The sequence below is a fragment of the Nocardia sp. NBC_00565 genome (assembly GCF_036345915.1).
GTDB lineage: Bacteria > Actinomycetota > Actinomycetes > Mycobacteriales > Mycobacteriaceae > Nocardia.
The window spans coordinates 1,433,754-1,452,415 of the sequence record NZ_CP107785.1 but is presented as its reverse complement, the minus strand read 5'-3'; the positions used below and the strand labels follow the sequence as shown (position 1 = coordinate 1,452,415).

The 18,662-nt window shown below is 66.2% G+C and carries 19 protein-coding genes and 2 pseudogenes; 14 read left to right on the top strand and 7 right to left on the bottom strand.

Going from position 1 to position 18,662, the window contains the following annotated elements:
* Positions 1 to 29 precede the first annotated feature (29 nt).
* The 3 genes and pseudogenes from OG874_RS07025 to OG874_RS07015 form a co-directional block, all read left to right on the top strand.
* Positions 30 to 560, top strand: coding sequence for a CGNR zinc finger domain-containing protein (locus OG874_RS07025; RefSeq protein ID WP_330254296.1), 531 nt, complete (start codon positions 30 to 32; stop codon positions 558 to 560).
* Positions 557 to 925 (top strand): DUF1707 SHOCT-like domain-containing protein, encoded by a 369-nt coding sequence (locus OG874_RS07020; protein ID WP_330254295.1) that lies wholly within the window; start codon positions 557 to 559, stop codon positions 923 to 925. Before OG874_RS07025 ends, OG874_RS07020 begins: the two co-directional genes overlap by 4 nt.
* A 161-nt stretch (positions 926 to 1,086) precedes the next feature.
* Positions 1,087 to 1,206, top strand: a pseudogene (locus OG874_RS07015) (SDR family oxidoreductase); the annotation flags it as partial.
* 7 nt (positions 1,207 to 1,213) lie between these two features.
* Here OG874_RS07015 and OG874_RS07010 read toward each other — a convergent pair.
* A complete protein-coding gene (locus OG874_RS07010) occupies positions 1,214 to 1,774 on the bottom strand; it encodes a hypothetical protein (RefSeq protein ID WP_330254294.1) in 561 nt (186 codons plus the stop codon).
* Positions 1,775 to 1,918: 144 nt separating this feature from the next.
* Between OG874_RS07010 and msrB the strand changes: the two genes are divergently transcribed.
* Positions 1,919 to 2,374 (top strand): peptide-methionine (R)-S-oxide reductase MsrB, encoded by a 456-nt coding sequence (gene msrB / locus OG874_RS07005; protein ID WP_330254293.1) that lies wholly within the window; start codon positions 1,919 to 1,921, stop codon positions 2,372 to 2,374.
* Complete coding sequence (msrA, locus tag OG874_RS07000; RefSeq protein WP_330254292.1) at positions 2,371 to 2,886, top strand: peptide-methionine (S)-S-oxide reductase MsrA; 516 nt, start codon at positions 2,371 to 2,373, stop codon at positions 2,884 to 2,886. Before msrB ends, msrA begins: the two co-directional genes overlap by 4 nt.
* Positions 2,887 to 2,907: 21 nt before the next feature.
* On the opposite strand, the gene OG874_RS06995 is transcribed toward msrA, so the two are convergent.
* Together OG874_RS06995 and OG874_RS06990 are read right to left on the bottom strand one after the other, a co-directional pair.
* Positions 2,908 to 4,632 (bottom strand): DUF3556 domain-containing protein, encoded by a 1,725-nt coding sequence (locus OG874_RS06995; protein ID WP_330254291.1) that lies wholly within the window; start codon positions 4,630 to 4,632, stop codon positions 2,908 to 2,910.
* 116 nt (positions 4,633 to 4,748) lie between these two features.
* A complete protein-coding gene (locus OG874_RS06990) occupies positions 4,749 to 5,546 on the bottom strand; it encodes a transporter substrate-binding domain-containing protein (protein WP_330254290.1) in 798 nt (265 codons plus the stop codon).
* 110 nt (positions 5,547 to 5,656) lie between these two features.
* On the opposite strand from OG874_RS06990, the gene OG874_RS06985 reads away from it, so the two are divergent.
* Together OG874_RS06985 and OG874_RS06980 are read left to right on the top strand one after the other, a co-directional pair.
* Entirely contained in the window at positions 5,657 to 5,938 is a 282-nt protein-coding gene (locus tag OG874_RS06985; protein WP_330254289.1) for a YggT family protein, read from the top strand.
* A 48-nt stretch (positions 5,939 to 5,986) separates the two neighbouring features.
* Positions 5,987 to 6,754 (top strand): alpha/beta hydrolase family protein, encoded by a 768-nt coding sequence (locus OG874_RS06980; protein ID WP_330254288.1) that lies wholly within the window; start codon positions 5,987 to 5,989, stop codon positions 6,752 to 6,754.
* A gap of 1 nt (position 6,755) precedes the next feature.
* Here OG874_RS06980 and OG874_RS06975 read toward each other — a convergent pair whose 3' ends face one another.
* Complete coding sequence (locus tag OG874_RS06975) at positions 6,756 to 7,346, bottom strand: TetR/AcrR family transcriptional regulator (RefSeq protein ID WP_330254287.1); 591 nt, start codon at positions 7,344 to 7,346, stop codon at positions 6,756 to 6,758.
* Between the two features lie 124 nt (positions 7,347 to 7,470).
* Here OG874_RS06975 and OG874_RS06970 point away from each other — a divergent pair, with 124 nt between their 5' ends.
* The 6 genes from OG874_RS06970 (at position 7,471) to OG874_RS06945 (ending at position 14,078) form a co-directional block, all read left to right on the top strand.
* Entirely contained in the window at positions 7,471 to 8,637 is a 1,167-nt protein-coding gene (locus OG874_RS06970; RefSeq protein ID WP_330254286.1) for a hypothetical protein, read from the top strand.
* A 223-nt stretch (positions 8,638 to 8,860) separates the two neighbouring features.
* Positions 8,861 to 10,279: an amino acid permease gene (locus tag OG874_RS06965; RefSeq protein ID WP_330254285.1), complete on the top strand. Its 1,419-nt coding sequence runs from the start codon at positions 8,861 to 8,863 to the stop codon at positions 10,277 to 10,279.
* The gene (locus OG874_RS06960; RefSeq protein ID WP_330254284.1) at positions 10,276 to 11,373 is read left to right on the top strand and encodes an alpha-hydroxy acid oxidase; all 1,098 of its coding nucleotides are present in this window, start codon (positions 10,276 to 10,278) and stop codon (positions 11,371 to 11,373) included. Before OG874_RS06965 ends, OG874_RS06960 begins: the two co-directional genes overlap by 4 nt.
* Entirely contained in the window at positions 11,370 to 11,714 is a 345-nt protein-coding gene (locus OG874_RS06955) for a RidA family protein (protein WP_330254283.1), read from the top strand. The genes OG874_RS06960 and OG874_RS06955 overlap by 4 nt, the downstream gene beginning before the upstream one ends.
* A 22-nt stretch (positions 11,715 to 11,736) precedes the next feature.
* Positions 11,737 to 12,747, top strand: a complete 1,011-nt coding sequence (locus OG874_RS06950) for a hypothetical protein (RefSeq protein WP_330254282.1) — start codon at positions 11,737 to 11,739, stop codon at positions 12,745 to 12,747.
* Positions 12,747 to 14,078 (top strand): FAD-binding oxidoreductase, encoded by a 1,332-nt coding sequence (locus OG874_RS06945; protein ID WP_330254281.1) that lies wholly within the window; start codon positions 12,747 to 12,749, stop codon positions 14,076 to 14,078. The genes OG874_RS06950 and OG874_RS06945 overlap by 1 nt, the downstream gene beginning before the upstream one ends.
* Positions 14,079 to 14,080: 2 nt before the next feature.
* Here the strand turns inward: OG874_RS06945 and OG874_RS06940 are convergent, their stop codons facing one another.
* Both OG874_RS06940 and OG874_RS06935 read right to left on the bottom strand, forming a co-directional pair.
* Positions 14,081 to 14,242 carry an SAM-dependent methyltransferase gene (locus tag OG874_RS06940; RefSeq protein WP_330254280.1) on the bottom strand — a complete coding sequence of 54 codons (162 nt, stop codon included), beginning with the start codon at positions 14,240 to 14,242 and terminating at the stop codon, positions 14,081 to 14,083.
* A gap of 78 nt (positions 14,243 to 14,320) precedes the next feature.
* Positions 14,321 to 14,565 (bottom strand): annotated as a pseudogene (locus OG874_RS06935) (SAM-dependent methyltransferase); the annotation flags it as partial.
* Positions 14,566 to 14,670: 105 nt separating this feature from the next.
* Between OG874_RS06935 and OG874_RS06930 the strand changes: the two are divergent.
* Positions 14,671 to 14,868 (top strand): EAL domain-containing protein, encoded by a 198-nt coding sequence (locus tag OG874_RS06930; protein WP_330254279.1) that lies wholly within the window; start codon positions 14,671 to 14,673, stop codon positions 14,866 to 14,868.
* A 33-nt stretch (positions 14,869 to 14,901) separates the two neighbouring features.
* Here the strand turns inward: OG874_RS06930 and OG874_RS06925 are convergent, their stop codons facing one another.
* Positions 14,902 to 18,369 carry a protein kinase domain-containing protein gene (locus tag OG874_RS06925; protein ID WP_330254278.1) on the bottom strand — a complete coding sequence of 1,156 codons (3,468 nt, stop codon included), beginning with the start codon at positions 18,367 to 18,369 and terminating at the stop codon, positions 14,902 to 14,904.
* Positions 18,370 to 18,662: the final 293 nt, after the last annotated feature.

Sequence of the window (18,662 nt, the reverse complement as noted above, 5' to 3'; positions counted from 1 at the left end):
ATGCGAGAACTGCCGCGTAATATGTCATCATGACCTTTGCTCATGACACTGAGGCGGCGCTCGTCGCTGCGGTGGAGCTGGTGAATTCGGCACAAGAGCCGGACACACTGACCGTGATCGCCGACCTCGACGAATTTTTCGTCAAGCACACCTATACCGGAGTGCATACCGGCGACGCCGCGGAACTCGCAGCGGTCCGCACATTGCGCGCGCCACTGCGCCGAATGCTCACCAGCGATCGGGATGCGGCCGTGCCATTGGTGAACGAGACCCTGACAAAGCATCGGGCAGTCCCACAACTCGTCCGCCACGGCGATGTCGACTATCACATCCACGCCGTGCCCCCACAGGCTCCACTCCCCGTCCGCATCGCCGTCGAAACCGCAATGGCCATGATCGATCTGATCCGCTCCGACGAGTTGAGCCGCCTCGCCATCTGCGCCGACGCCACCTGCGAGGGCATCGTTCTCGACCTCTCCCGCAACCGTTCCCGCCGCTACTGCAGCACCGCCTGCGGAAACCGCAACGCCGTCGCCGCCTACCGCGCCAGACAGAAATGAACCCGACCAGGCCCCCAGTCTTGGACGTTTTATCACCATCCGCTGGTGCAGATAAACGTCGAGGCGAACCTGCATCAGCGGATGAATACGATGAGCGGGTGGGGCGGGCCTATGCGGCCAAGACGGCCGATGAGCTGGTGGTGCTGTTCACAGATCTACCCCGGCCGGCTGCGGGGAAAGCGTCTCGGGCGCAGCCGCGGACGTTGCTGCCGGTGGCTGTGATCGCCGTGCTGGTGTTCGCCACAGCTGTCGTCGTCGCAACACATATCGTGCCGTTCTTCGTATTCCCGGTGCTGTTCTTCCTGTTCATCCGCGGCCACCATGGCTTCGGACACGGCAGGGCTCGCCGGCGCTACCAAATGTGACGCCAACCCCGGCAAATACCGTGCGCCTCAGCGACTCTCGACGAGCGCCGTCGTCGACGCAGTCACGAGCGCGACCAGTTGTGCACGATCGGCGGACGGTAGGCGCGTGGCCAACTCTTTTTCGAGTGCCGCACGAATATCCTTCCGGAGGGCCAGACCCCCCGCTCGGGCGCATCGGTGAACCGGCCGACATCGCCGACATCGTCGCATTTCTGGCCTCCGAGGCCGCCCGCTGGATCACCGGCGAAACCCTGCACGCAGGCGGGGGGCTCTTGTGTGGCGCGGGCGCTATTCGGTCGCGTCGAGGGATTCGAGCTCGGTGCGGAGTTCGGCGACCTCGGCGGCGAGTTCGTCGCGCAGTTGTTCTCGTTCCAGGAGGCCGGCGCGGAGGTTGTCGATGGTGTCGTTCATAGCGGCCAGTTTTTGGTCCGCGCCTTTCAGACGCCAGTCGAGGACGGCGCGGCGGTCCACGGCTGCGCTGGCGGTGCGGGCCCATTCGACGACGTAGTCGAGCCATGCGGGCTGTTTGGGCATTTCCTCGGGGGGATCCCAACCGCGCCGGGTCGCGAGCTTCGTCGAGAGGACCCGCTCGCCACCGGAGGGAGCGTTCATCTGCACGTGGTTGAGCTTTCCGGCGCTCGTCACGACGGCGGTGAGGCGGTAACGCCCGGCCAGGTGCATCTTCAGCTCCGCGGCGCCGCGTCCGTCGGCATCCATCGCGCCGAGCCACGGGCCATCGACAGAGCTGATGATCGCCTCGAGCACCGCGAGCTGCCCGACGGCGCGGCGAAATCGCGTCGCTTGTTTGCGCAGCTCATCGGGCGTGGCGGTCATCTGATCCCAGTGCATGCCTATGAACGTACATTCGCCGCCGCCACAATCGGGTGGTGCGCGGCGGTGCAGCGAACAATGACCGAAGTGTGACGCTAGCTCGGGTGCGGACTTTCCGAGCCGGGGCGCCGGTTGTACGTGGAGCCGATATGAGGAGGTCATGTGGCACAGGAATACAACCGGAATCCCGCAGCGATCGCGGCGCTGTCGCCTGAGCAGTATCACGTCACTCAGGAGAACGGGACCGAGCGAGCGTTCACGGGCGAGTACTGGGACAATCACGAGCCGGGTATCTATGTGGATGTGGTGTCCGGTGAGCCGTTGTTCGCCTCGGTCGACAAGTTCGACAGTGGATCGGGGTGGCCGAGCTTCACCAAGCCGATCGATACTGGGAGTGTGGTCGAGAAGCGGGACTTCAGTCATCTGATGATCCGCACCGAGGCGCGTTCGGCAAGCGGTGACAGCCACCTGGGGCATGTGTTCACCGACGGGCCCAGCGCGGCGGGCGGACTGCGGTACTGCATCAATTCGGCGGCGCTGCGGTTCATCCACCTCGACGACCTCGAGGCACAAGGCTATGGGCAGTACAAGGCTCTGTTCACGAAGGAGGACGCGTGAGCGACACGCGCAAGGCGATTCTGGCCGGTGGATGCTTCTGGGGCATGGAGGATTTGATCCGAAGGCAGCCGGGGGTGCTGTCGACGCGGGTCGGCTACACCGGTGGACGCAACGACCACCCCACCTATCGCAATCACCCGGGTCATGCGGAGGCCGTGGAGATCATCTACGACCCGGCGCTGACCGACTACCGGGCGCTGCTGGAGTTCTTCTTCCAGATCCACGATCCGACGACGAAGGACCGGCAGGGCAACGACATCGGTACCAGCTACCGTTCGGAGATCTTCTATCTCGATGACGAGCAGAAGCGCGTCGCACTGGAGACCATCGTCGATGTCGAGGACTCGGGCCTGTGGCCCGGCAAGGTGGTCACCGAGGTAACCCCGGCGAGCGAGTTCTGGGAGGCCGAGCCCGAGCATCAGGACTACCTGCTGCGCTATCCGGACGGCTACACCTGCCACTTCCCGCGGCCGGGCTGGAAGCTGCCGAAGCGGCAGACCACCACGCAATAGGTGACGCGGCGACCGCGCCGATCAGGTGCGGTCGCTCTCGCGAACGTGCACGGGAACGTCGTCGGCCCACGGCTGGCGGATGACCATATCGGCGACAAACACCACCCCGCGCTCGAATTCGCCGGTAGCCGCGTCGACCAGTCGGTATTCCTGGGTCTGCTGATGGATCGGCTGGGCGTCGAGCAGCACGACGCGCACTTCCCCGGGTTCGAACTGACAACGCTCCTGCATCGCGCTGATGAGCTGTTCGTTGTGCATATGGCCGTCGCCGAAGTTCCAGCCGACGGCGGTGCTGCAGATGCGTTCGCCGTCGGTGACGGTGTACTCATCCTCGCGGCCGGCGGGCATGGCGCGGTGCACGAGGGTGAACAGCGCGCGGCCGTGGGTGTTCATGGCACGGAAGGCATATCCCATGAACATGGGTATCTGCGCGCGGTCTTTACCGTAGACGCGCTCGAGCTGGGCCTGCGGCATGCTGGCGATCGCGACGATGCCGCGGTTGATCTTCTCGGCGGCCGAGGCTTTGACGCACCACATCGTCGTATCCCAATTGCCCGCGTAGTACCGCATGCCGGGCAGGAACGAAATCCGCTGCGGGAACAGGTTCCCGGCGATCACGATGCCCGCGATCACCAGGAACAGCAACACCGGCGCGGGGCTGTGCAAACTGGTGAGACCGAGATCGGCGTGTGCCACGAACAGCACCAGCACGCCGAAGATCATGAAGACATTCCACTCCAGCGGCACACCCATGGGGATCGCGGTCAAGATCGCCAGATGGAAGCACACCATCACGAATGCGGCGACGGCCGTCGACCATCCGCCGTGCGAGAAGAACAGCACCAGGGGGATACACATCTCGACGGCCGTGCCGCCGTGAGCGAAGACGCGCGAAAGGCGGCCCGGCCGCAGATCGTCGGGGAAGTTCTCGAAGAATTTGCGCTTGAGCGACTTTCGCCGGAATACGGGGCTATTGGACATCATCGTGGAGACCACGAACGGGAAGTGCTTGTTCAGCTTCGACGTCGCCGCGCCCATCCAGATGACCACGAAGACCAGCTTCGCGGCGACGATCACGTCGGCGGCGAACAGGAAGGTGACCGTCAGCGTGGCGTAGACCTCACCGCGCGCGGCCAGAAAGATCACCTTGTCGCGCAACCCGATCAACGCCAGCAATCCGAGGATCACCGCGATCTGCCACACCGGGAGCAGCCCGACGGTGGTGTCCAACTCCGGCACCGGACCGGTGCCATCCGATAGCACCGCAATCGCAGTCAGCACCAGCAACGCCGCGTACAGCGCGATATCCACCACGGTGCGGTCGGTGCCCTTGGTCAGCGGAATCTGCCCGGGCCATGGCGGGAGCCGAATTGTCCTGGGCCGCAACCAGTACAGAATCGAGCCGAAGGGCGGAAGGTACCTGTTGTTCAGCGGGCCGAATCCGCAACCCAGCCCGATCACCTCGAACAGCAGCGTGTACAGCACCACTTTCTCGAAGACGATCGGCTCCGACCACCAATCACCGACGCCGGTGAATCCGTCGATCCCCTTGGTGGACAACACGATCAGCCAGCCACCGAGGATATAGAGACAAACCTTGCCGACATAGAACAGATGCAGCGCGACCGGGGTACCGAAACCCACCTCGGCCCAGTGCTCGGCCATCGGGCGGATCCGTTCGCTGCGAGTGCCCTTGCTCCACCGCGCCATATCGACCACGGGCAGGTCGGGCTCGAGAAACCCCATCAAGCACTCTCCGATCCGACGATACCGAAGCGCCCAGCCGGATCAGGACCTCGATGTCCTTGGTTACGTTGACAGGTACGACATTTGCTGTCAACGGCCACGAACGACCGCCCGCGTCAGCCGATCCAGTCCGCCAGCAGCTGATCGGCTCGGCCGCTGCGGATCGCGGATTCGAGCCAGGTGTTGACGACGGTGTTGAACAGCACGTCACCCTTCGGCAGCAGGTAAGCCTTGGCGGCGGAATCGAAGGGCGTATCCGGATGCAGGACTTGGAGTGTCGGGTGGGTGCGCTGGCGGTAGCGGCCTTCGACCGAATCGGTCACGAAGACGTCGGCCCGGTGCTGTTCCAACTGGTCGTAGATGGTGAGGTTATCGGGCCAGATGGTCAGCTGGGCCTCGGGGAAGTTGGTGCGGGCGAATGCCTCATTGGTGCCACCGCGATTCACGATCACGCGGACCTCGGGACGGTTGATCTGGTCAATGGTGGCGTAGGTATCGGCGTCGGCGCGGCGGGTGACGGGAGTCTTGCCGTCGATGGAGGTCGGTATGGAGAAGTCGGCGACCTGGCGACGGGCCGTGGTGTCGGAGATGCCGCCAACAGCGATATCGCACTGCGCGAGGAAGTCGTCGGTCAGCGTCGACCAGGTCGTCGGAATCCATTGCGGCACAACGTGCAGGGTCGCGGCGAGGTCGCTGGCCAGGGTGATGTCGACGCCGCGATAGGCGTCGTCCTCGCGCAGGGTGTAGGGCGGGTAGTCGCCGGTCGTGCACACCCGCAGCACGCCCGACTGCTGCACCGTGACCAGCCGCGACACCTCCTGCGCGGTCGCGACGGGGCCGGTGCGTGCGGCGGCCACGAGCCAGCTCACGGCGAACAGGACGGCCAACGGCAGGTGAAGGAGCGGTCTGCGCATCGGGACAGGCTAACCGACCTGATAGTCGGCTGAGAACCCGGCGAATGGGACACTTCCCATCTGGCCCGCAACGTTGATACTGGTAGATGGCCACCCACGAAGGAGTCGGCATGAGCCTCATCGGAACCTTGCTCGGGCTTGCCTTGACGGCATTCGTCCTGCTACTGCTCGCCCGGCTGGTGCTGGACTGGGTAGGGGTGCTGGCCAACGGCAGCCACCCGCAATGGGTGAATCGCGCCCGCGAACTGAGCCATTCCTGGACCGAACCGGTGATCGCCCCGGTCCGCCGCTACCTGCGGCCGATCCGCGCGGGCAGCATATCGATCGACTTGGCGTTCACCGTGGTCTTCATCGTGGCGCTGGTCCTGCGCTCGATTGCGTTCAGCCTGTAGTCGATGTCGAACTGGATGTGATAGGTCGGCGCACAGTTTGATGGACCCATGACCATCGACACGACCATTGCCTACGGACCCCATCCCGACCACGTGGCCGACCTGTATCTGCCCACGTCCGACGGTCCGGCTGCACTGGTCGTGGTGCTGCACGGCGGATTCTGGCGCGCGGCATTCGACCGGGAGCACGCCCGTCCGGAGGCGGAGGCGCTGGCTGCGCTGGGATATGCGGTCGCGAATATCGAGTATCGGCGGGTCGGTGGCGGCGGCGGGTGGCCGACGACGTTCGATGATGTGGCGCAGGCTCTGGACGTGCTGCCCGGATTGATCGAGGCGGCGCGCCCGGGCCGGATCGCCCATGACCGCATCTTGTATCTGGGGCATTCGGCGGGCGGACATCTGGCGCTGTGGGCGGCATTGCGACATCGCTTACCGAACGGCGTTGCCTGGCGCGCCGATATCGCGCCGCGCGTGGCCGGTGTCGTGGCGTTGGCGCCGGCGGCAGACCTTGTCGATGCCTACGAGCGGGGCAATGGCTCGGGTGCGGTGGCCGAGTTCCTCGGCGGCGGACCCGCAGAATTTCCCGACCGATACGCCGCGGCCGATCCGCTCGCTCTCGGCACGGCCGATATCCCGGTCATCGTCGTGCACGGCGATCGGGACGATCGCCTGCCGATCGAATTGGCGCGCGAATACTGCGCGAAAACCGGGTCCGAACTCGTCGAACTGGCGGGCATCGGACACTTCGAACTCATCGATCCCGATTCCGCCGCATGGCCTTTCGTGGCGGCGGCGCTGCGTCGCTGTCTGGACTGAATCAGACCTCGATGCCGAGCGCTCCGGCGGCGGCGCGGGTGAGTTGATCGGTGACTCGCGCCGCCGACCAATGCTGAAAGACGGTGAGGTCGTAGACGACCCGTTCGTCGAAGATGGTGATCCACAGCAGGACCGCGTAGGTCAGGTCGGGCTGAGTTGTTTTGCCTTGGCGGACAAGGGCTTCCAGCACGTCGGCCAGGATGTCGTGCATGGCGGTAATGGATTCGTCCCCCGCGGCGAGACGTTCGATGAAGCCCTTGTGGCTGCGGATGTGCCGCACGGCGGGGCCCCATTGGCGAGCCTGGGCGACCCAGGTGCGACAGAAGCGGTGGAAGCGGTCGACCGGATCGAGGCTCGGATCGATGGCAGCGAGGGCTTCGAGGAGTTGTTCGATCGCGCGGCGATGGAATGCCTGCATGGCGTCCTGCGGCGTCGCGAAATGTCGGTATGCCGTCGCGACGCCGACCCCGGCCGCGGCGGCCAGTTCCGGGATCGAGAAGCCGATCCGGCCCGCGTCGAGCAGACTGCCGACCGCGTCGACCAGCACCGTTCGGCTGCGCTGCGCATCGCTGCGGGTGTTCACGGTTGGCACGCCTCCATCCTGCCCGGTCGGCGGGCCGAGCCGATGAGTAACCCAATCGGAGCGCCCGAGTAGAGAAGATCTTCTCAGTTCGTTACGCTACTAACTGAGAAGATCTCCTCAATTGGGAGGGTGAATGCGGACAGCGGCTCCCGGCGCGTTGCTCGTGCTGATCATGGCTCAGCCGAATATGGCGACCGGCATGATGCCGTACTACCGCCATGCCTGGGGGCTGGCACCGCTGCTCATCACCGTCATCTTCGCGACGTATCTGTTCGCGCTGACCCCGACGCTCACCTTCATCGGCACGCCCCCGTCGCGCAACGCATGGTGGTGGCGGATCGGAGTGGGCAGCGGATGCGGCATCGGCGCGGATATCGCGATGAGCCTTGCCGATTCGGCCGGACCCGCCTGCGCGGCACGGGTACTCGCGGGGCTGTCGGTCGGCCTGGTCACCGGCTCGCTGGCCGGGCTGATCCTGGAACGCAAGGGCGAGCGCGGACGCACCGCGATGGCCACCGCCACCGTGCTCGGCTCGGCGTTGGGCACCATCGCCGCCGCATGGGTGGCCCAGTATCTTCCGGCGCCGGGCGTCACGGTCTATCTGTGTCATGCCGTACTGCTGGGCGGCGTCGCACTGATCGTGGTCACCAACCGGTCCCCCGGCCATCGAGTGACCGCGTCCCGCGCAGTCGCGGCGCAATCGACAGAGCCGCCAATGGCGGGCTACCTCAATGGAATTGCCGCTTGGGTCTCGGCGGGCTTGGTCGTCGCTTTGCTACCCAGCTACGGTGCCGAACTGCTCGGCACGACGAACTTACCGCTGCTGGCCCTGCCGGTCGGCCTGTACCTGGTCAGCGCCTGGGTGGTGCAGCGGGCGGCGCCGCCCGCCACCCTGCGCGGTGAGCCAATTCTGGCCCAGCTCATCATCATCGCCGGCGTGGCGGTGGCCGCGGCGGTGGCGATCGCGCCGAGTCTGCCGCTGCTACTGGCAGGCGCGGTCCTCGCAGGCTGCGGGCAGGGCATCGCCTATCGGACCGGGCTGCGCATCGTCAGCGCCGCCACCGCCCCCGATCAGCACGCCAGGATCGCCTCGCGCTACGCCGCCGTGGCGTATCTCTGTGCGGCCGTGGCCACCATCGGCTTCGGCGTAGTCGCCACCGTCGCGACGATGCAGGACGCCGTCATCGCCGCCGCGATCGCACTGATCGCCGTTGCGTCAGCCACCACCATCGTCCGCAAGCGTGCAAGGTCGCACGCTCCAGTCGCACAGCCCGAAACACCAACCGCCACAACCGCATAGTCGAATATCTTCCCGGATATCCGGACAATCCCTTTCACGCAGCGACCCGGCTGCGAAATTCGACGTGCCGAATTCTATTGATAACCAATCGATTTCACGAATATCGCGAAACAGATACGTTACCTGAGTTCACCGGAACACAAAGCGACGCTGATTCACTGGAATACAGCCCGGCCGAAGAGAACTGGGCAGGAACATATCGAATAGTGAACGGACCGTTGACATGGCCGCACCGACACAGCTTCGCCGATCCGCATTCCGCCGACCGACCGGATTCGCATTGCGTAATGAAACCGGCGAACAGCCTCTCAAACGCACACTCGGCCGCTTCGATCTGGTGGCGATGGGCGTCGGTGCGATCGTCGGAGCGGGCATCTTCGTCACCACCGGCATCGCCGCGGCAACCAAGGCGGGCCCGGCCATCATGCTCTCGTTCGTCCTGGCCGGGGTGATCTGTGTGCTGGTCGCGCTGTGTTACAGCGAACTCGCCGCGATGACACCGATCTCCGGCAGTGCCTACACCTACACCAGGGCGACGCTCGGCGAATCGCCCGCATTCCTGGTCGGCTGGAATCTGCTGCTCGAATATGCGGTCGCCGCCGCCGCGGTGGCCATCGGCTGGTCCGGACTGTTCACCGCGATGCTGGATTCCCTTTTCGGCGTGACACTTCCACATGAAATAACCGCGGGGCCGGCCGACGGCGGTGTGCTCAACCTTCCGGCACTACTCATCACCGCCGCCATAATCGGTGTGCTGATATTCGATGTCAAACTCACCGCCACCGTCGTGAAAATACTGGTAGCGGTGACAATTACGGCACTGATCGTGGTGATCGCCATCGGCGCACCACATGTCGGCACGGCGAACTGGACCCCGTTCATGCCATTCGGCGTCAATGGCATCGCCGCGGGCGCGGCACTGGCATTCTTCGCCTACCTCGGCTTCGATATCGTCGCGACCTCCGCGGAGGAAACCCGCGATCCGGCCCGGGATCTGCCGTGGGGCATCATCGGCTCGGTCGTGCTCGCCACCGGCCTGTATGTGGCCGTCAGTGCGGTGCTCACCGGCGTCGCCCCCTACCCCACCCTGAACAACGCGGCCCCGGTCGCGACGGCGCTGGCGGCCATCGGGGCAGGCTGGATCGGCAAGGTGATCCTGGTGGCGTCGGTGATCGCGCTGACCAAGGGCCTGTTGATGTTGTGCTACGGCCAGACTCGGCTGATCTTCGCGATGAGCCGCGACGGACTGCTGCCGCGCGCGCTGTGCCGCACCAGCCACCGGGGCGCGCCGGTGCGGCTGAGCCTGTTGCTCGGCACCGGCATTGCCGTGGTGGCGGCGCTGCTGCCGATCGGAACCGTCGCCGAATTGGTCAATATCGGTGCGCTGTTCGCCTTCGTCGTGGTCGCCATCGGCGTGCTGATCCTGCGCCGCACCGATCCCGACCGGGCGCGCCCGTTCCGTGTGCCGCTGCTGCCGCTGGTGCCGATCGCGGCGATCGCCGGATGTGTCTGGCTCGCCACCACTTTCGAGGGCTTGACCTGGTTGCGCTTCGCGGTCTGGAGCGCGATCGGCGCGGCGATCTACTTCGGCTACGGCCGCCGTCACTCCCTTGTCCCAACCCAGGAAAGTGCCGCCGCATGACTATGCAGCTCGACAGCATGTACCCGACCAGAGTCGATTTCGGGACGCTGGACGAGATCCACCGCGCCGCGCGCAACGCACTACCCCGTGAGGTCTTCGACTTCGTGGAAGGCGGTGCGGGACAGGAGATCACGCTGCGCGACAACCGAGCGGCGTTCGACCGCTGGCGGATTCTGCCCGAGCCGATGAGCGGGGTGGCCAATCCGTCCACCCGGACCTCGCTGCTCGGTATGACGCTCGAAACCCCGATCCTCACCGCACCATTCGGCGGCGACGCAATGTTCCACACCGACGGCCACCTCGCGGTGGCACGCGCCGCGCAGCGGCACGGCACCGTCTCGATCGTGCCCGAGGCGGGCAGCTACTCCTACGAGCAGGTGAAATCCGCCGCGCCCGCGGCGGCCGGTATCGCCCAGCTGCATCCGTTCGCGCACGCGCCCGCCGTCGCCGATCGAATTCGCCGCGCCGGATACGGGGTGCTCTGTGTCACGGTCGACTGCTCGATCGGCGGATTTCGCACTCGTAATATGGGCAACCGCTTCGACCCGGATATGCGGCTCTTCGCGGGCAACCTGACCGGCCGCGGCGGCGCGCCGGGCGTCGCCGAGGTCTTCGGCCAGTTACTCAAACACGGTGATACGGCTTGGAACTGGGCCGATCTCACCCAGGCCGCGGCGCGGTTCCAGCTACCGTGGATCGCCAAGGGCGTGCTCACTCCCGAAGCGGCCGAACGCGCGATCGCCGCAGGCGCTGCCGCGATCATCGTCTCCAACCACGGTGGCCGCCAAGTCGATCCGGCACCGGCCAGCCTGACCGCGCTCCCCGGCATCCGGGCCACCGTGGGCCCCGATCTGCCGATCCTCTTCGACAGCGGAATACGCACCGGCAGCGACGTTTTCCTCGCACTCGCGCTCGGCGCGACCGCGGTGGTGATCGGCCGGTCGGCGCTCTACGGCCTGGCCGCCGCCGGGGAGGCCGGGGTGAGCCGTGTGCTCGAGCTGCTCACCGAAGAGCTCCGCACCCTGATGACCCTGGCGGGCGCGGCGACGATCGACCGGCTCGACGCCACCCGGCTGGTCCGAGCCCAATCATGAACGCCCCCTTCCCCGCCGCCCGCCGCGGCTCCGGCCTGGTCTTCACCTCCGGACTCGCCGCCATCGACCCGATGACCATGACACCGACCAGCACTACCTTCAGCACTCAAGTCGACGCTGTGCTCGACCAACTCGACAAGGCGCTCATCGAAGCGGGCAGTTCCCGCGAGCGCACCCTCAAGCTCGACTGCTATCTCGCGGACCGCCAATGGTTTCCGGCGTGGAACGCCGCCTTCGCGGCCTTCTTCGGCGCAGACGCACCGGCCCGCACCACCACCGTCACCACCCTGCCCATCGACGGGCTGCTCATCGAAATCCAGGCCATCGCCATCGCCGATTAGCCCGAATATCAGGAGGACTCTCATGACCGCCGCCACGACCACCGTCGCCTTCTTCAATCAGAGCGCCGCCCCCGGGCTCACCGTCCGAGACGTCATCGAGGGGCAGACCGCCGCCCAACTGGTGGTCGCCGCCGACGATTGGGGTTGGTGGGCAACGCTGTTGAACGGCGACTCGATCGCACCGACCAGCGGCATCCAGCACGCCGTCACCGACGGCCTGGTCCGCGCCGGATTCCTCAACCTGCGTGGGCACCGCTATCAGCTCACCCACGCCGGGCACGATATCGCCAAGAATCGTGGCTTCATTCGGGTTTCCACGCGCGGCTGGGAGCCCACCTTCCGGCAGCTGGCCGCCTGCGCCGATCAGCCGTTCATTCCCGCCGCCACCGAACCGGGCCAGGTGTCGCGGGGCTGCACCGATATCTCGCGGCGTCGCCCGGAGATCCTGCGCGGCATCGGAAAGGCCATCGCCGCAGCGGGTCCCGGCTGCACTGTCGACCTGGGTTGCGCGGGAGCGGGCCGGGTGCTCGCGCTCGCGGAGCTGGCTCCCGAGGAACGCTTCGTCGGCGTCGATATCGAGGCCGAGGTGATCGCCGCGGCCGCCGCCGAGGTCCGCGAGGCAGGCCTGGCGGACCGGATCACCGTGCTGCCCGGCTCGGTACAGCCCGAGACGAGCGAACCCGAGTGGCTGGCCGCGATCGACCGGGATGCGGTGACCACCGCGATGTCGTTCTTCCTGCTGCATCAACTCGCCAGCGACGGCGGCGGTATCGCGGCGGTGCTCGGCGAATGGATGCGCTGGTTCCCGAATCTGCGCCGCTTCGTCATCGGCGACGGATATCTGCTCGAGGCGCCGCAGTGGTCCGGACAGCCGTGGTTCTCGCCGACCTACGAGATCTACCACACCATCACCGGTGTCCAGCTGTGGACGAAGCAGGAGTACGAGGCGGCCTTCGCCGAGTTGGGTTGGACCATCACGCATTCCTACAACGACCACACCATGCTGGTGACTTCTATCCTGGAGCGCGCGTAATGACCGCGCTGACCGATCGCATCGACGCCCGCGCCGCGGTGCTCGAGCAGTACACCGTCGACGAGACCGGCCGCGCGGGACACCGCCCGCTCGGCGTCGTGCACGCGCGCAGCCTCGACGATGTGCTCGCCACCGTCGAATGGGCCAAACACACCCGCACCCCGATCATCGCCCGTGGTGCGGGCACGAGCCTGGAGGGTCATCTACTCGCCCGCGGCGACGAGGTGGTGCTGGATCTGTCCGGGCTCGACGCGATCCTCGACATCTCCCCCACCGACTTCACGGCGACCGTGCAGCCCGGCGTCACCCGCACCCGGCTCAATGCCGCCGCGGCCGAATTCGGCCTCCAATTCACCGTCGATCCCGGCGCCGACGCCAGCCTCGGCGGCATGGCCGCGACCAACGCGAGCGGCACGACCAGCGTCCGCTACGGCGGGATGCGCGCGAATGTCCTTGCCATGCAGGTGGTTTTCGCCGATGACACGGTGACCAGGCTGGGCCGGCCGGTGCGCAAGTCAAGCAGCGGATACGACCTGAAGGATCTGCTGATCGGATCGGCGGGCACGCTGGGCATCATCACCGAGCTCACCGTTCGGTTGCATCCGATTCCGGAATGGCTACGGTCGCTGCGGATCTCGTTTCCGAGTGTGGAGCGCGCGGTCACCGCCGCGGTGGAGATGCTGGGTTCGGCGCTGCCGTTGAGTCGAATCGAGCTCATCGATGCCCCGAGTATGGCCGCGATCAATACCTATCGCGGCACCCGATATCCGGTGGGCCCCACACTGTTCCTCGACAGCGCGGCCACCTCCGCCGCCGCGGCGGCCGCCGACCAGAACGATATCCGGCAGCTGTGCGCGGCCAATGGAGCGATAGAAACCGTTGTCGCGCAATCCCATACGGCGCGACATGAGCTCTGGGAGGACCGGCACACCCTGTTCTTCGCGCTCAAGGCGCGCCATCCTGGCCACGAGTTCCTGGTCACCGATACCGCGGTGCCCTACTCGCGGATCGCCGAAGCGGTGGCGACGGCCGAAGAACTTGCCGGGCAGCTGGGTCTGGAGGTCGCCATCGCCGGACACATCGGCGACGGCAATGTGCACGTGGTCGTGCCCTACACCGACGGCACCCGCGCTCGGGCTCGCCGACTTTCCGATCAGGTTGTCCGCCACGCCCTTTCGGTCGGCGGCACGGCCTCCGGCGAGCATGGCATCGGGCTGGCCAAGAAGCAGTACCTGCGGGCCGAACACGGCTCGGCGGTCGAGATCATGTCGGCCGTCAAGCGCGCGCTGGACCCACTCGGCCTGCTGAATCCGGGCAAGATCCTCGACTGAGCTCAGTCCTTGCGGGCTACGCCGCCGTACGCGCCGGATTCTTCGGGCGCCGGTCCGACATCGTCCGGATTGTCGGGCCGCCACCGCGGCAGGTGCACCAGACCGGGTTCGACCAGCGTCCAACCGTCGAAATACGCGGCGATCTCGTCCTTGGCGCGCAGCACGATCTCGGTCGAGGTGCGACCACGCGCGCCGACGGGTCGCGCCCCTGCGCGACCTCGTGCACATTGCCGACGGTCGGAATGCCGGATCCGATATCGAGGAACTGGGTGATCCCGGCATCGACCAGGAACCGTACGCAGCGCCGCAACAGATCCCGGTTCGCCCGCATGGTTTCGGCGACATTCGGTGTGAACGCCTCGATCTGGCGCGCCAACTGCCGGTCGATCTCGAAATTGTGCATGCCACCGACGAAGTAGTCATAGACCCGCGACGCACTCGGCCGATCCAGGTCGATACCCTCGGGAGCCCAACTCGGTCTGGCCATGAAAACCTCTCGTACCGACCACATCTCGGTCACACCACACGACAGCGAGATCGCCGCCATCGTATACCGGTCCGCAGCGGACCGCCGGATCTCGCGCGTCTGCTGGTGCTCGAATCGATCATCGAGCTGACCCATGCCCTCGGTTACACCCTCACCGCCGAATGCGTCGAGACGCGGTATCAGGCCGACCGGCTCGATGGCCTCGGCTGTGAGACCGCGCAAGGCTGGCTCTTTCACCGGCCGATGCCCGCCGAGCAGGTCGCCGAATTGCTGGACAAAACCACTATCCCCATCGGCGAATAACCCCTACCGAGTCGGATCCACTGCTCGACCGCGTCAGATCGTCTGAGCCGCATCGGCATTGACCAATGCGAGCAGGAATTCCTCCGGCACATCGGGCCATTCGGGACGCCAGCGCCCGGCGAGCTGATCTTCGCGCACCGCGGCGAGCATGGCGATGACATGGGGTCCACCATCCAGCAGATAGCGAACCGATCCGAGATCGGCGCACTGCGCGGTGACCGTTGCCAGCAGAGCCTTCGCCTCGTCGATACGGCCCGCGGCGGCCAGACAGGCGATCAACAATCGCCGCGCTTTCAACAATTCCCGTGGGCGCTCGACGGATTCGAGCAGATCCACCCACTCCCGAGCCCAGGTGCAGGCGCGTTCGGTCTTGTCCGGCACTTCCTCGGCGAGCAGCAGCCGGATCGCGGTGAATTCCTCGTACAGCACGGTGAATTCGTCGATCGGGTCCACCGGCGTACGGCGTTTTCCGTATTCGACCACCGGCAGCGGGCCGAATTCCGGATGCGGCGGTAGGCCGAGGCGCAGCCGCTCGTTCTCTACCTCGGCGCTCAAGCGCGGCAGCGACATAGAACGAGCCACCCGGGCACCCTCGTTCAGCCGGCGAATGGCGGCCGCCCGGTCCCCGCGCAACGCTTTGATACGGGCGCCGACGACATAGCGGGCCAACTTGAAATCGACGACACCCGCTTCGGGCCCCAGCTTGTATCCCTCGTCGAGCAGCCGTTCCGCCGCCGCGACTTCCCCACGCTCGTAGAGCAATTCACCCAGCAGGGATCCGGCCAGCCGCGCGCCGTAGGAGTGGCTGCCGCCGGACTGTTTGGCCACCTTCATGGCCCGGCGGAAATACTGCTCCGCCCTGGTGATGTCGAGCTGCAGGCTCGCGGCGAGCCCGAGGAAGCACAGACCGTGAATGTTGTTGTAGAAACCTTTGTTCTGTCGCATATACGGTGCGGACCATTCCTGAATGCGCAGCGCCTCCTCGAAGTCATAGCGATAGCCCGCCACGAAGGTCGCCACATTCGCGGCGATCGCCACCACATACGGTGACATTTCCTCGGCACGGAAGAAGCACGGCGCCAACATATCTTCGATACCGGCGAGCACGTCCGCGCGCACCCGCACCACGGCGTGCACCGCACCCGCCTCGGCGCGCAGCCGGGCCGTCACGGATTCGTCCAATTCTCCGTAGTCCATATTCGATTCCGCAAGCCGCAGCGCGCGTTCGGCCGGTCCGGCACGATGCAGCAGGATATTGGCCCACGCCAGATCCAACTGCAGCCGAGGATGGGTTTCGATAATCGTGGCGGGCAGCTTGTTCACCAGCCCGATGAGGCTGGCGAACTGCCCGTACTCGAGCAGCGACATGCCATCGCGCTCGACGATCTCGATGGCGCGCTGCTCGTCCTCGGCCAGCAGCGCGTGATCGACCGCCTCGCTGACGTGCCGGTGTTCGGCCAACCACCGCGAGGCCGCCCGGTGCAGCTCGGTAATCCGTTCGGGCCGATCGCGCTCCAGCCGCTGCTGCAGGAAATCCTGGAACAGGTGGTGGTATCGGAACCAATTTCCGTCATCGAGCTTGCGCAGGAACAGATCCTGGAGTTCGATCTGCTCCAGCATCGCCTGCCCATCCGCGACGCCGGTGAGCGCCGAGGCGAGTTCGCCGCAGATCCGTGGCGTGATCGAGGTCGCGACCATGAAGTCGAGCATCCCGGGTTCGAGCGTGTCCAGGACGTTCTCGACCAGGAATTCGCTGATGGCGTGATGGCGGCCGGTCAGATGGCTGATCAGCTCGCCGGGATCATCGCTGCCGCGCAGCGACAGTGCCGCGAGTTGCAATGCCGCGGCCCAGCCCTCGGTGGATTCGGTGAGATCCTCGACATCGCCGTGATCGAGGTCGAGCCCGCCCAGCTCGACCAGAAAGGTCCGCGCCTCCTCGATATCGAAACGCAGTACGGTGGGCCCGATTTCGACCAGCTCGTCGCGGGCCCGCATCGAACTCATCGGCAGCCCGGTCCGACTGCGGCTGGTGATCACGACATGCAGTGTCGGACTACAGCCTTCGATCATGTAGCGCAGTGCGCGGGTGGTCGCGGGATCGGTGGCGAGGTGCCAGTCGTCGATGACGACGACGAGTTGTTCACCGCTGCGGTCGATATCGTTGATCAGCGAGGTCAGCACGTACCGTTCGGACTCGTCGCCGTGTTCCTCGAGCAGTTCGCCGAGTTCGCTGGCCAGCGAAGGACGCACGGCGCGAATGGCTTCGATCAGATGCGACAGGAACCAGACGACGTTGTTGTCATCGTGGTCCACGGTCAGCCAGGCCACCGCCACCCCCTCGGCGCTCAGCGCCTCGCACCACTGGGCGGCGAGGGTGGTCTTGCCGAAACCGGTGGGGCCGTGGATGACCGCGAGCCTGCGGTCTCGGCCCTGCCGCAGCATGGCGATCAGCCGCTGACGCTCGACCAGCGGACGAGTAGCCACCGGCGGTCGCAGTCGGGTCGCGGGCACCGGCGGAGTCACGGCCGGATACATCCCGGAGGTGCGGCGACGGCCGGTCGGTGTGGGCGATGGGCGATGGCCGACGGGATCGGCGGCTGGTAGCGGGATCGGCATATCGTCGGGCGCCAGGCCGTGCCGCTCCTGGATATCGCGCAGTCGGTCACCGAATTCGGCGGCGCTGGCCGGGCGTTCTCGGCGCTCGCGCGACATCGCGCCCTCGATCGCGGCCGTCACATCGGCGGGCAGCCCGGCGTCGCCGAGGTCCGGTATCGGATGCTTGGTGATGCGTAGGAACTGCGCGACCAACTGCTCGCCGCTGCGCCGCTCGAAGACGGCGTGACCGGTGCTGGCGCAGAACAGCGTCGAGGCCAGGCTGTAGATGTCGGCGGTCACATCCGGGACGTGTCCCTGCAGCACTTCCGGTGCGGTGAAGGCGGGTGAGCCGGTGATCGTGCCCGCGGTCGTCTCGAACCCGCCGACGAGCCGGGCGATGCCGAAATCGGCCAGTTGTGGCTCACCGTATTCGGTCAGCAGGATGTTGCCGGGCTTCACGTCGCGATGCAGCATGCCGCGCCGGTGCGCGGTCTCCAGCGCGCCCGCGATCTTCACCCCGATGTGCAGCGCGTCCTGCCAGCCGATCGGGCCGTGCTCCTGGATGCGAGCGTCCAGTGAGCCGTGCGAGTGGTACGGCATCACGATGTAGGGCCGTCCGGTCGCGGTGGACCCCACTTCGAAGACGCTGACGATATTCGGATGACCGGACAGTTTGCCCATGGCGAGCTGTTCGCGGACGAATCGCTCGAGATTCTCCGACTCCAGATCGGCGGTGAGCACCTTGATCGCCACCGTGCGATCGAGCGCGGGTTGGCGGCAGCGGTAGACCACGCCGAAACCGCCGCGTCCGATCTCGACGGCTTCGGTGAACCCGGCAGCGTCCAATTCCGCCGCGAACCCTGAGGTCAGGTGGCGTTGCGTGGAGAGCGGATCGATATGCGCCACGACGACCTCGATACAACTATCAGCCAGTTACTTCGAGCATATTCCCGTCTACGCGTTTGCGCCTGCGCTCGGCGAGATGCCCCGCGATTGCCTGCGATTCGCCCATCCCCGAACTGCTCGATCCGGACCAGCATGCCGACGCGAATGACATTGAGCCTGCAGCGGTTCGCAGTCATCCGCCGGTCGGCTGCGCCGGAGCGGTTCGCGCGCACGGCGACACGCGATCCGACGGCTCCGATCGCGCAGGCCCCTACGTGTGGCCGTCAGCGCGTGAATGCCGCTCGAGATTGCCA

What these genes read in the sequence shown, in the direction of transcription:
- OG874_RS07025 (WP_330254296.1), top strand. Translation starts at nt 30, where the DNA reads ATGACCTTTGCTCATGACACTGAGGCGGCGCTCGTCGCTGCGGTGGAG.
- OG874_RS07020 (WP_330254295.1), top strand. Translation starts at nt 557, where the DNA reads ATGAACCCGACCAGGCCCCCAGTCTTGGACGTTTTATCACCATCCGCT.
- OG874_RS07010 (WP_330254294.1), bottom strand. Translation starts at nt 1,774, where the DNA reads ATGCACTGGGATCAGATGACCGCCACGCCCGATGAGCTGCGCAAACAA.
- OG874_RS06995 (WP_330254291.1), bottom strand. Translation starts at nt 4,632, where the DNA reads ATGGGGTTTCTCGAGCCCGACCTGCCCGTGGTCGATATGGCGCGGTGG.
- OG874_RS06990 (WP_330254290.1), bottom strand. Translation starts at nt 5,546, where the DNA reads ATGCGCAGACCGCTCCTTCACCTGCCGTTGGCCGTCCTGTTCGCCGTG.
- OG874_RS06985 (WP_330254289.1), top strand. Translation starts at nt 5,657, where the DNA reads ATGAGCCTCATCGGAACCTTGCTCGGGCTTGCCTTGACGGCATTCGTC.
- OG874_RS06980 (WP_330254288.1), top strand. Translation starts at nt 5,987, where the DNA reads ATGACCATCGACACGACCATTGCCTACGGACCCCATCCCGACCACGTG.
- OG874_RS06970 (WP_330254286.1), top strand. Translation starts at nt 7,471, where the DNA reads ATGCGGACAGCGGCTCCCGGCGCGTTGCTCGTGCTGATCATGGCTCAG.
- OG874_RS06965 (WP_330254285.1), top strand. Translation starts at nt 8,861, where the DNA reads ATGGCCGCACCGACACAGCTTCGCCGATCCGCATTCCGCCGACCGACC.
- OG874_RS06960 (WP_330254284.1), top strand. Translation starts at nt 10,276, where the DNA reads ATGACTATGCAGCTCGACAGCATGTACCCGACCAGAGTCGATTTCGGG.
- OG874_RS06955 (WP_330254283.1), top strand. Translation starts at nt 11,370, where the DNA reads ATGAACGCCCCCTTCCCCGCCGCCCGCCGCGGCTCCGGCCTGGTCTTC.
- OG874_RS06950 (WP_330254282.1), top strand. Translation starts at nt 11,737, where the DNA reads ATGACCGCCGCCACGACCACCGTCGCCTTCTTCAATCAGAGCGCCGCC.
- OG874_RS06945 (WP_330254281.1), top strand. Translation starts at nt 12,747, where the DNA reads ATGACCGCGCTGACCGATCGCATCGACGCCCGCGCCGCGGTGCTCGAG.